Genomic DNA, 11742 nt, shown 5'->3' with positions numbered 1-11742 from the left:
GGTCGTCAGCCAGTACCCGACAGCCGATCCCTCGCATCGCCCCGCCGCATCCCGCGGGGCCGTGGCGAGGGGGCCGTCCGGCACCGATCCGGCGAGACCTGCCCCCGGTGCACGGCGAGTAGGGACGCGTGAGCGTCCACCACCGCACCCGTCCCGGAGTCCTGCCATGACCGTCTCCCCGGAGCGCACCCTGTCCTCGGACCTGTCCACCACCGCCCCCACCCGCGAGGAGATCTTCGCCTCGCACGAGGGCGGCAAGCTGGCCACCGGGCTGTCCGCACCGCTGCGCGACGCCCGCGACCTGGCCGTCGCCTACACTCCGGGTGTGGCCGAGGTCAGCCGCGCGATCGCCGCCGAGCCCGCGCTGGCCCGCCGCTACACCTGGACCGACCGGCTGGTCGCGGTGGTCAGCGACGGCACCGCCGTCCTCGGCCTGGGCGACATCGGTCCGCGCGCGTCGCTGCCGGTGATGGAGGGCAAGTCCGCGCTGTTCAAGACCTTCGGCGGGCTGGACTCGATCCCGCTGGTGCTCGACACCACGGACGTCGAGGAGATCGTCGAGACCCTGGTCCGGCTGCGCCCGAGCTTCGGCGCGGTCAACCTCGAGGACGTCGCCGCGCCGCGCTGCTTCGAGCTGGAGCGCCGGCTGGTCGAGGCGCTGGACTGCCCCGTCATGCACGACGACCAGCACGGCACCGCGATCGTGCTGCTGGCCGCACTGCAGGGGGCCTGCGCCGCCACCGTCCGTCCGCTGTCGTCGCTGCGGGTCGTGGTCTCCGGCGCCGGGGCCGCGGGCGTGGCCTGCGCACGGATCCTGGTCGCGGCCGGGGCCACGGACGTCGTGGTGCTCGACTCGCGCGGGGTGATCGACGCCGCCCGCGGCGGGATCAAGGCCGAGCTCGCCGCCGGGACCAACCCGCGCAGGGTCACCGGCGGCCTGGCCGAGGCCCTGCGCGGGGCGGACGTGTTCGTCGGGCTCTCCAGTGCCACCCTGCCCGAGGAGCTCCTGGCCACCATGGCGCCGGACCCGTTCGTGTTCGCGCTGTCGAACCCGGACCCGGAGGTGCACCCGGAGATCGCCGCCCGGTACGCCGCGGTGGTTGCCACCGGGCGCAGCGACTTCCCGAACCAGATCAACAACGTGCTGGCCTTCCCCGGGGTGTTCCGCGGCGCGCTCGACGCCGGCGCCCGCCGGATCACCGAGTCGATGAAGCTGGCCGCGGCGAACGCCATCTTCTCCGTCGCCGCCGACGACCTCGCGGTCGACCGGATCGTCCCCAGCCCCTTCGATCCGCGCGTCGCGCCCGAGGTGGCGGCGGCCGTCGCCGGGGCCGCGCGCCGCGATCCGGCGGCGGGTGTGACGGAGGGTGACCAGCGGTAGGTCCCCTACCTGGCGCTCTTCCGTCGGTCGGCTGAGTTGATCACGGAGCGTGCCTCGACGTGCGGTAACTCACGCGGGGCGAGGTAGCCCGTTCGAGCGGCGTGCCCGGATCGAGTGGAGCAGTCGCTCGTTGTGCTCCGTGACGGGGCCCACTGGCCCCGGGACACGGCGAGCACGCGGGGGGCACGGTGAGCGGCTTCGGGGGGCGCGGCGACGCGACGGACGAACCTGCCCGGTCGGGCGTGCCGGACGGGGGCGTCGCGGACCCGATCGAGGAGGACCTCCTCGGCGACGAGGGTCCCGACGGGCTCGGCGGGTCGGACGCGACGGGGACGGGCGACGTCCCGGTCCCGGTGCGGCGGGCCGATCTCCGGCGGGCGGGGAACGTCCCGCCGCGCCCCGAGCAGGCCCGCTTCGCGAACCGCCTCGCGCGGGCGATCTCCGCGCCCTCGGGCGGCCAGGTGCCGGGCCAGACCCGGCGCCCGGCGTCGGGCTCGCTCGGTCTCGCCGGCGTGTCGGAGCGCGAGGAGCAGGCCGAGCCCGAGCTGCGCCCCGATCCCGGCGCGGTCCGGCTCGTCGCCCCGCCGGAGCAGGTCAGCGGCCCGCACGCGCTCCCGGCCGAGTCCGAGCGGACCGATCCCGACGGGGTGCCCTCGGTCCCGCCCGCCGTGCGGGCGGCGGCGTTCGGCGCCCTCCCGCCGTCGGCCGTCCCGTCGACCGGCCTCCCGCCGTCGACGCTCCTCGGGGAGCACCTCGAGCTCGTGCCGCTCCCCGCGGCGCCCGCGGTGGTGTGCGACGGCGCCGACCGGATCCTGCGTGCCAACGACGCCTTCCTCCAGCTCGCCGGGCACCCCGTGAGCGGCCCGTCGGGCCTGCGGCTGGGCCGGCTGCTCACCGGGCCGGACGCGGACGCCCGGCTGCTGCGCGCCGACGGCGGCGCGGTCCGGGTGCGGGTGGTCCGCTGGGACCTGCCCGGGGACCTGCACACCGTCGTCCTCGTGGAGCTGGGCGAGCGGGAGCGCGGCGACCGGCGTTGGACCGCCGAGCTGGAGCGCCTCGCCCGGGTCGGCACCTGGACGTTCGACCTGGCCACGGCCTCCTTCCGGCGCAGCCCCTCGCTCGAGGAGCTCTACCGGGACGTCGGCGTGGTGCCCGACGGCCCGCACGGGCCGGTCGAGGGCGAGCAGGTGGCGGCGCTGTGCCGGGCGTTGCGGACCGGGTCGGGTCCGACCGACCACCACGTCGAGCTGCGGCTGCCCGACGACCGGGTGCTGAGCTGCCGTGCCGGCGTCGAGCGCGGTCCGGACGGGGTGCCCGTGCGGCTCGCCGGAATGGTCCGGGACGTCACCGCGCAGCGGCTCGCCGAGGGCGGCCGGCACTCCGCACGCCGGTTCGCGGACCTGCTGTCCACGGTGCCCGACGGGGTCGGGCTGTTCGACGCCGCCGGCCGGCTCGCCGACGCCAACGAGTCCTTCTGCGCGCTCCTCGGCCGGCCGCTCGAGGAGCTGCGCGGCCGTACCGCGCTCGACCTGACCGCGGACGCCGTGCCGCAGCCGGACGCCGCGCCCGCCGCGCTGCCCGGCTGGCTGCGCCGCATCCCGACCGGCGGCGGGCACGGTTACCGGCTCTCCGGCGTCACGCTGCTGCGCGGCGACGGCTCCCGGGTGACCGTCGCGCTCGCCGTCACCGCCTCGACCTCGGACGACGGCGACCCGTTCTGGCTGGTCGTGGCCACCGAGGCCGGGCCGGCCCCGCGGCGCGACGGCAGCACCGCCGTCGACCCGCTGACCCGGCTGCCGAACCGGGCGGCCGCGCTCGACCTCGTCGCCGGGCTGCTCGCCGGGCCCGACGGGGACCGGGTGGCGGTGGTCTGCGGCGACCTCGACGACTTCGCCCGGGTCAACTCCGCGCTCGGCCACGAGGCCGGGGACGAGCTGCTCGTCGCGACGGCGTCGCGGCTGCGCCGGGAGCTCCCGGTCGGCTGCACGCCCGCGCGGCTGTCCGGGGACGAGTTCGTCGTCCTGTGCGCGGACCACGCCCTGGTCGGCGGGCCCGAGGCCCTGGCCCGCACGGTCGCCGGGTTGATGGGTGGCACGCTGAGCGTGCAGGGGCGGCCGGTGCAGGTCACCGCGACCGTCGGCGTCGCGACCCCGGACGCCCGGCCCGACGGTGCCGTCGAGGCCGCTGACCTGCTGCGGTACGCCGAGGTCGCGATGCACGAGGCCAAGCGCACGGACCGGGGCGGGTTCGCCACCGCGTCGCCGGCCGTGGTGGGGTCGGCCGACCGGCAGCTGGAGGTGGAGGGCGAGCTGCGCGCGGCGCTGGCCGAGGACCGGCTGACGCTGCACTACCAGCCCGTCGTCGGGCCGGACGGGTCGGTCGTCTCGGCGGAGGCGCTGGTCCGCTGGCCGCACCCGGAGCGCGGGATGATCCCGCCGGGGGAGTTCCTGCCGGTCGCCGAGCGCGCGGGGATGCTGCGCGAGCTGGACCTCTGGGTGCTGCGGACCGCGGTGAACGAGGCCGCGTCCTGGCCCGGCCGGGCCGCGGTGGCCGTGAACCTCGCCGGCCTGCTGCCGAGCGAGCCCGGGTTCCTCGACGAGGTGACCCGGATCGTGTCGGGCTCGGGCCTGCCGTGGGACCGGCTGATCCTGGAGCTGGTGGAGACCAGCCTGGTCGCCCTGCCGCGGGCCGCGCGGGAGGTGATGGCCGGGCTGACCGCGCGCGGGGTCCGGTTCGCCGTCGACGACTTCGGCACCGGCTACTCCTCGCTGGCCCGGCTCAAGGAGCTGCCCACCCAGACGGTCAAGGTGGACCGGGCGTTCGTCACCGGGGTCGGCACGGACCCGGCGGACTTCGCGGTCGCCCGGGCGGTCGTCGACATGGCCCGCGCGATGGGCCGGACCACCGTCGCCGAGGGGGTCGAGACGGCCGAGCAGTTCCACGTGCTGCGCGGCCTCGGCGTCGACGCCTACCAGGGCTGGCTGTTCGCCCGGCCGCTCCCGGCGGAGGACCTCCACCGGGTGCTCGCCGTCGGCCGGCTGCCGACCCCCGCCCGGTCGGTGGGAGCCTGACCGGCGAATGACCGGACGGGTCGCGAGCCGATCACACTTGGTCATCCGGCTCGCTCCCGTCGGTGCTCCCGGATAGCCTCGCACCACCATGGCGGCCGGAGGGCGGCCGCCGGGACGAGGGGAAACCCCGCGTGATCGAGTTCCGCGGCGTGACGAAGCGGTTCCCGGACGGGACCGTCGCGGTCGACGGGCTGGACCTGACCGTGGAGGCCGGGAAGGTGACCGTCTTCGTCGGCCCCTCCGGGTGCGGCAAGACCACCTCCCTGCGGATGATCAACAGGATGATCACGCCGACCGAGGGCACCGTCACCGTCGACGGGCGGGACGTGATGTCCGGGGACGCGGCCGAGCTGCGCCGCGGCATCGGCTACGTGATCCAGCAGGCGGGGCTGTTCCCGCACAAGACGATCCGGGACAACATCGCGACCGTCCCGCTGCTGCTCGGCTGGTCGAGGCGCAAGGCGCGGGGCCGGGCGGCCGAGCTGATGGAGGTCGTGGGCCTCGCGCCGGAGATGGCCGAGCGGTACCCCGCCCAGCTGTCCGGCGGCCAGCAGCAGCGCGTCGGCGTGGCCCGGGCGCTGGCCGCGGACCCGCCCGTGCTGCTGATGGACGAGCCGTTCAGCGCGGTCGACCCGGTGGTGCGGGAGAGCCTGCAGGAGGAGCTGCTGCGGCTGCAGGGCGACCTGGGCAAGACGATCGTGTTCGTCACCCACGACATCGACGAGGCCGTGAAGCTCGGGGACAAGGTCGCGGTGTTCCGCACCGGCGGGATCCTCGCCCAGTACGACGAGCCGGGCGTGCTGCTGGACCGTCCGGCGGACGGGTTCGTCGACGGGTTCGTCGGCCGCGACCGCGGCTATCGCAAGCTGGGCTTCCTGTCGGACGAGCTGCCCCTCACCGAGCTGCCGGCCGTGCGCGTGGGCGACCGGGCGCCCGAGGGCTGGACGCTGGTCGTCGACGCCGAGGGCCGCCCGCTCGGCTGGGTGCACGGCGACGGGACGGTCGAGGAGTCGGCCCTCGTGCCCGGCGGGTCGCTCTACGAGGTCGGGTCGGGCTCGTTGCGCAGCGCGCTCGACGCGGCGCTCTCCTCGCCGTCCGGCCGCGGGGTCGCGGTCGACGGCGAGGGCCGGGTCGCGGGCGCGCTGAGCGCCGACGACGTGCTGCGCGCGCTCGCCGCCTCGCGGGCGGACGAGGCGGCCTGATGGCCTGGGAGTGGATCCCGCGCAACCTCGGCATGCTGGGCGGGCTGCTGGTCGAGCACGTGGTCCTGGCGCTGGTCCCCGTGCTGATCGGGCTGGTCCTCGCCGTGCCGATCGGCTGGGCCGCCGCCGGCAACCGCGTGCTCCGCGCCGTGCTCGTGCCCGCGGCCAGCGTGCTGTACACCATCCCGTCGCTGGCGCTGTTCATCGTGCTGCCGGCGATCATCGGCACCCGGATCCTCGACCCGCTCAACGTCGTGGTCGCGCTCACGATCTACACCGTGGCCCTGCTCGTCCGCTCGGTGGCCGACGCGCTCGCGGCCGTCCCGTCCCTGGTGGTCGCCGCGGCCACGGCGATGGGGTACCGGCCCGGGCGGCGGTTCGTGTCGGTCGAGCTGCCGCTGGCGGTGCCGGTGCTGATCGCGGGACTGCGGGTCGCCGCCGTGTCGAACATCAGCCTGGTCTCGGTCGGCGCGCTGATCGGCGTCGGCGGGCTCGGGCAGCTGTTCACGGACGGCTACCAGCGGGACTTCCCGCTCGAGATCCTCACCGGCATCGTGCTGATCCTGCTGCTGGCGCTGGTCGTCGACGGGCTGCTCGTGCTCATCGGGCGGATCAGCACGCCCTGGACCCGGGTGGGGGCGACCGCGTGAACGCCCTGTTCTCCTGGCTCACCGACCCCGCGCACTGGAGCGGATCGGCCGGCATCCCGGCCCGGCTCGGCGAGCACCTCTGGTACTCGGTCCTGGCGCTGGCGCTCGGCGCGGTCGTGGCGCTGCCGATCGGCGCGCTCGTCGGGCACGGGCGCCGCGGCGGGTTCCTCGTCGTCGGCACGGCCAACGGCCTGCGCGCGCTGCCCGAGCTCGGCCTGCTCACCCTGCTGGTGCTGCTGATGGGCATCGGGCTGCTGCCGGTCACCCTCGCGCTCGCGGTGCTCGCGATCCCGCCGCTGCTCGCCGGCACCTACTCCGGCGTGCGCAACGTCGACCCGGGTGCGGTCGACGCGGCCCGCGGGATGGGCATGCGCGAGCCGCAGGTGCTGTTCAAGGTCGAGCTGCCCAACGCCCTGCCGCTGATCCTCGGCGGCCTGCGCAGCGCCGCACTGCAGGTCATCGCGACCGCCGCCGTCGCCGCGTACGTCAGCTTCGGCGGCCTCGGCCGCTTCCTGATCGACGGGCTGCGCACCCGCGACTACCCGCAGATGGCGGCCGGGGCGGTTCTGGTGGCCGTCCTCGCGCTCGTCGTCGAGGGGCTGCTCGCGCTGCTGCAGCGCGCCGTCGTCTCACCCGGGCTGCGCGGCGGCGGCCGCCGCTCGCCCACCGCCACCGTCGGGCGTCCCGCCCCCGCGCCCGCCGACCCCGATCCCGTTCCCGTCCGAGAGCCCGCAGGAGCCGAACCGTGAAACTCTCCCGTCCCCTCACCCTCGTCGCCGCCGGCGCGGCCCTGGTCCTCGGGCTCGCCGCCTGCGGTGGCGGCGGGGGCTCGAACGACCCGCTGGCCTCCGGGAACAGTCAGGCCCCGGCCGCGGCGGACACCGTGCGCATCGGGTCCGCGGACTTCCCGGAGAACCAGGTGCTCGCCGAGATCTACGCCCAGACCCTCGAGGCCAAGGGCGTGAAGGTCGAGCGCACCTTCAACATCGGCAGCCGCGAGGTCTACTTCCCCGCGCTCACGGACGGGTCCATCGACCTCATCCCGGACTACACCGGCGTGCTGCTGCAGTACATCAACAAGAACGCCACCGAGACCGAGTCCGACGCCGTGTACGCGGCCCTGCAGAAGGCCGTCCCGGCTCCGCTCACGGTGCTCGACAAGGCCTCCGCCGAGAACAAGGACGCCGTCGTCGTCACCGGGCCGTTCGCGCAGCAGAACAACCTGAAGAACATCGGCGACCTGGCGCCGATCGCCGGGCAGGCCTCCTTCGGCGGACCGTCGGAGTTCCAGACCCGGCCGGACGGCATCCCCGGCCTGGAGAAGACCTACGGACTGAAGTTCAAGGAGTTCAAGTCGCTGGACACCGGGGGCCCGCTCACCGTGGCGGCGTTGAAGGACGGCACCGTCCAGGCCGCGGACCTGTTCACCACCGACCCCACCATCGAGGAGAACGGGTTCGTGGTGCTCGGGGACCCGGACAACAACTTCGCCGCGCAGAACGTCGTGCCGCTGATCAACTCGACCAAGGCGACCGACACCGTGAAGCAGGCGCTCAACGCGGTCCAGGCCAAGCTGACGACCGAGGGCCTCATCGAGCTCAACCGCACCCTGGCGGGCGCGGACAAGCCGGACGTGGGCACGGTCGCCAAGAACTGGCTCGCGCAGCAGGGGCTGTAGGGAGGCTCGAGGGATGACGGCAGGCAGCGTCGCCGCGCTGTACCGCTACCCGGTCAAGTCGATGCTGGGCGAGCCGGTCGAGGAGATCGCGGTCGGCCCGCTCGGCGTCGCCGGGGACCGGCGGTTCGCGCTCCTCGACGAGGAGACCGGCCGGGTGGCCACGGCCAAGCACCCGCGGCGCTGGCGGCAGCTGCTGCAGTGCCGCTCCGCCACGTCGTCCGACGGCGTGCGGGTCACCTTGCCGGACGGGCGCTCCGTGGACGCCCGCGCGGCGGACGAGGAGCTGTCCGCGCTGCTCGGGCGGCGGGTCCGGATGGCCGGCGAGCGACCCGAGGGTGCGGAGGTCGAGCGCCCGGACCCGGTCGACGTGCTCGCCGAGGGCGTCGACGCCGAGGTGGACTACGCGATCCTCGAGATCGCGCAGGGCACCCCGGGCGGCGCGTTCGTCGACCACTCCCCGGTGCACCTGATCACCACCGCCACGCTCGCGGCCATCGGGTTCGAGGCGGCGGAGGCGATCCGGTACCGGCCCAACGTCGTGATCCGGACGCCCGAGGGCTATCCGGCCTTCGCCGAGAACGACTGGCCGGGGCAGGAGATCACCCTCGGCGAGGTGCGGCTGCGCGCGACGCTGTCCACCCCGCGGTGCTCCGTGCCCACGCTGGAGCACGGCGCGTTCGGCCGCGCCCCCGACGCCGTCCGCCCCCTCCTCGCCCACCGGGTCGAGGTCCCCGGCTTCGGCCTGCTCCCGTGTGCGGGGGTGTACGCCGAGGTCGTGACGGGCGGGACGGTGCGGACCGGGGACGAGGTGCGGGTGGGGGAGTAGCCACCCCGAGACCCTGACCGGCCCGCTCAGGGAGGGGCCGGGGTTCGTCCCGGATCCGGCGGGTGCGCCGGATTCCTAGCGTCCGGGGCGTGGACACCATCCTCCCCGGCCCGGCGCAGGCACCGGGTCCCGTGCGCCTGCCCGGCGTCCGCCGGCCGCGCGTCGCCCCGTGGACGCTCTGGACCTTGCGGGTGCTGCTGACCGTGCACGTGCTGGCGGTGCTGGGGCAGCCGCTGCTGGCCGGGCTGTACCTGTCCGGCGACGTCGACGCGATCGCGGTGCACGGGGCCGTCGGGTCGGCGCTGGCCGCGGTCGGGCTGGTGCTGATCGCCGGGGCCGCGGCCTACGTCCTGGCCGGTCGCGGGCGCTGGTGGGTGCTGCCCGCGACCGTGGCGCTGTTCTTCGCCGAGGGGCTGCAGGTCGGGTTCGGGTACGCCCGGCAGCTCGGCCTGCACGTCCCGCTCGGGGTGCTGGTCGTGACGGTGTCGGTCCTGCTCGCCGCCTGGGTCTGGGCGCCCGCGGCCCGCCGGGGCCGGCGATGAGGCGGGGACCGCGCGGCCCCCACCTCACCCGCCGCGGCTTCCTCGGCGCGCTCGCCACGGCCGCGGGCACCACCGTACTCCCCGGCTGCGGCGCCCTGGGGCTCGACACCCCACCCGGCCAGACCGGCGAGGCCCTGCTCAGCGCGCGACCGCTGCCCGCGCCCTACCGGGTCCCGCTGCCGCGTCCGCACACGGCCCGCCCGACCGGCACCGTCACCCTCCCGGACGGCACCGCCGCGGACCTCTACGAGATCACCCAGCGTGCCGCCGACGTCGAGATCCTGCCGGGCGTCCGCACCACGATCTGGGGCTACGACGGCACCCTCCCCGGGCCGACCCTGGAGACGCGGACCGGCCGGCCCGTCGTCGTCCGGCACCGCAACGAGCTGCTGGTCCCCACCGTCACGCACCTGCACGGCGGCCACACCCCGGCCGACTCCGACGGCTGGCCGCTCGACCTGCTGCTCCCCGTCGGCGGCGGCCCGCCCGGGCACCACGGCATGCCCGGCGACCTGGCCGTGGGCACCCGCGACCACCACTACCCGATGACCCAGCGCGCGGCCACGCTCTGGTACCACGACCACCGCATGGACTTCACCGGCCCGGCCGTCTACCGCGGGCTGCTCGGGCTGCACCTGGTGCGCGACCCGGAGGAGGACGCCCTGCCGCTGCCCCGCGGGGACCGCGAGATCCCGCTGGTGCTCTGCGACCGGTCCTTCGACGCCGACGGGCAGTTCGCCTACCCGTCCCTCGACCGCAGCCTGCGGCGCGTCCCGGGGGTGGAGGCCGGGTGGACGGAGGGCGTGCTGGGCGACGTCGTGCTGGTGAACGGGGCACCGTGGCCGGTCGCCGAGGTCGACGCCGTCCGGCACCGGCTGCGGATCCTCAACGGCGCGAACGCCCGCCGCTTCGCCCTCGCCTTCCAGGTCGCGGGCGGCCCCGACCTGCCCGTCACGCAGATCGGCTCGGACGGCGGCCTGCTCGCCGCACCCGTCGAGCGGCCGACCGTCGAGCTCGCGCCGGGGGAGCGGTGCGACGTCGTCGTCGACCTCGGGCGGGTCCCGGTCGACACCGAGGTCACGGTCGTCAACCTGCTGGGCACCGGGTCGACGCGGGACGTGCTGCGGTTCCGGGTGGTCCGCGCCACGCGCGACGACAGTGCCGTCCCGGCCGTGCTGTCGGAGATCGAGCCCCTGGTGCCCGGACCCGTGCGCCGGGAGTTCGTGTTCCGCCGCGGCGCCGTCGCCGACCACGCCGGCTGGACGATCAACGACCGGTCCTTCGACCCGGACGTCCCGCTGGCCGACGTCCCGCTCGGCGCGACGGAGACCTGGCGCTTCCGCACGGACGTCCACCATCCCGTGCACCTGCACCTCGACCCCGTGCAGGTTCTGGCACGCGGCGGCCGCGGGCCCGGGCCGTCCGACGCCGGGTGGAAGGACACGGTGGACCTGCGGCCGGGGGAGATCGTGGACGTCGCGGTGCGGTTCACCGACCACGCGGGCCGGTTCGTGCTGCACTGCCACAACCTGGAGCACGAGGACATGGCGATGATGGCGACGATCAGGACGGTCGCCAACGGAGCGTGAGCCGCCCGGCCCGGGTCACGCCGGCGGTCGTCACCCCGCGTGGGTACCCGTGCACGGTATGGATTCCGCTGCTCCGTTCTGCCTAGGCTCCGGACGACCGATGAGTTGACGTGCGCGAGGGAGTCGACCGTTCATGGCCTGGTTCAACGCCCTCCTCGCCTGTGTGTCGCTCGGCCTCGGGCTGCTGCACCTCGTCCGGCTCGCCACCGCGCGCCGCGACGGCCGCCCGGTCGCCGGGGAGGCCGCGCACGCCGTGATGGGCTTCGGGATGGCGGCGATGTTCTCGCCCGTCGGCGACCCGCTCCCGTCGGTGGCCTGGATCGCGGCGTTCGGGCTGAGCGCGGCCTGGTTCGCGGCCCTCGCCCTGCGCGCCGGCCCCGCGGCGGACGACGCGGGCCACCACGTCGTGTGCGGCGTCGCGATGCTGTTCATGCTGTCCCTCGGCCTGGAGGAGACGGCGGCGTCCGGGGGCGGGCACGCGCACCACGCGGCCGCCCCGGGTGGGCCCGGCGCCTGGACCTCGGTCGTCGCGATCGTGCTGGCGGGCTACTTCGCGTGGCACGTCATGCGCTGCGGGGACCGGTTCGCCGCGGCGCGGCGGGCGCGCATCGCGCTCGGGGAGCCCCTCCCTGCCGGGGTGCCGGTCGAGATCGCGCCCAGCGCGGCGGACACGGCGGGGTGCGGCCACGGGGAGGGCCGCGTCGAGGGCCGGCTCGGCGCGCTGCGCGCCCCGCAGGCCGCCGCCGTCGCCCACCTCGTCATGGCCGGGTCGATGGCCGTGATGCTGCTCGGGATGATCTAGG

General features: G+C 75.8%; 10 protein-coding genes. All 10 read left to right on the top strand.

Features of this window, described 5'->3' with window-relative positions; translation table 11 throughout:
- Positions 1-166 precede the first annotated feature (166 nt).
- A complete protein-coding gene (locus ABD990_RS01955) occupies positions 167-1381 on the top strand; it encodes an NAD(P)-dependent malic enzyme (protein ID WP_345377878.1) in 1215 nt (404 codons plus the stop codon).
- A gap of 188 nt (positions 1382-1569) precedes the next feature.
- On the top strand, positions 1570-4452 hold the full coding sequence (locus ABD990_RS01950; protein WP_345377877.1) for a putative bifunctional diguanylate cyclase/phosphodiesterase: 2883 nt from the start codon (positions 1570-1572) through the stop codon (positions 4450-4452).
- 131 nt (positions 4453-4583) lie between these two features.
- Positions 4584-5654, top strand: coding sequence for an ABC transporter ATP-binding protein (locus ABD990_RS01945; RefSeq protein WP_345377876.1), 1071 nt, complete (start codon positions 4584-4586; stop codon positions 5652-5654).
- Positions 5654-6304 carry an ABC transporter permease gene (locus ABD990_RS01940; RefSeq protein WP_345377875.1) on the top strand — a complete coding sequence of 217 codons (651 nt, stop codon included), beginning with the start codon at positions 5654-5656 and terminating at the stop codon, positions 6302-6304. The genes ABD990_RS01945 and ABD990_RS01940 overlap by 1 nt, the downstream gene beginning before the upstream one ends.
- Positions 6301-7053 (top strand): ABC transporter permease, encoded by a 753-nt coding sequence (locus ABD990_RS01935; protein ID WP_345377874.1) that lies wholly within the window; start codon positions 6301-6303, stop codon positions 7051-7053. The genes ABD990_RS01940 and ABD990_RS01935 overlap by 4 nt, the downstream gene beginning before the upstream one ends.
- A complete protein-coding gene (locus tag ABD990_RS01930; RefSeq protein WP_345377873.1) occupies positions 7050-7982 on the top strand; it encodes an ABC transporter substrate-binding protein in 933 nt (310 codons plus the stop codon). The genes ABD990_RS01935 and ABD990_RS01930 overlap by 4 nt, the downstream gene beginning before the upstream one ends.
- 13 nt (positions 7983-7995) lie before the next feature.
- Positions 7996-8808 (top strand): MOSC domain-containing protein, encoded by an 813-nt coding sequence (locus ABD990_RS01925; protein ID WP_345377872.1) that lies wholly within the window; start codon positions 7996-7998, stop codon positions 8806-8808.
- Between the two features lie 89 nt (positions 8809-8897).
- Complete coding sequence (locus ABD990_RS01920) at positions 8898-9350, top strand: hypothetical protein (RefSeq protein ID WP_345377871.1); 453 nt, start codon at positions 8898-8900, stop codon at positions 9348-9350.
- A complete protein-coding gene (locus tag ABD990_RS01915) occupies positions 9347-10939 on the top strand; it encodes a multicopper oxidase family protein (RefSeq protein WP_345377869.1) in 1593 nt (530 codons plus the stop codon). The genes ABD990_RS01920 and ABD990_RS01915 overlap by 4 nt, the downstream gene beginning before the upstream one ends.
- Positions 10940-11072: 133 nt before the next feature.
- Positions 11073-11741: a DUF5134 domain-containing protein gene (locus tag ABD990_RS01910; protein WP_345377867.1), complete on the top strand. Its 669-nt coding sequence runs from the start codon at positions 11073-11075 to the stop codon at positions 11739-11741.
- Position 11742 lies beyond the last annotated feature (1 nt).

It is taken from the genome of Pseudonocardia yuanmonensis, assembly GCF_039542425.1.
In the GTDB taxonomy this organism is placed as follows: domain Bacteria; phylum Actinomycetota; class Actinomycetes; order Mycobacteriales; family Pseudonocardiaceae; genus Pseudonocardia; species Pseudonocardia yuanmonensis.
Note: the sequence above shows the minus strand (reverse complement) of the source record. Positions and strands in the feature narration are given on the sequence as shown.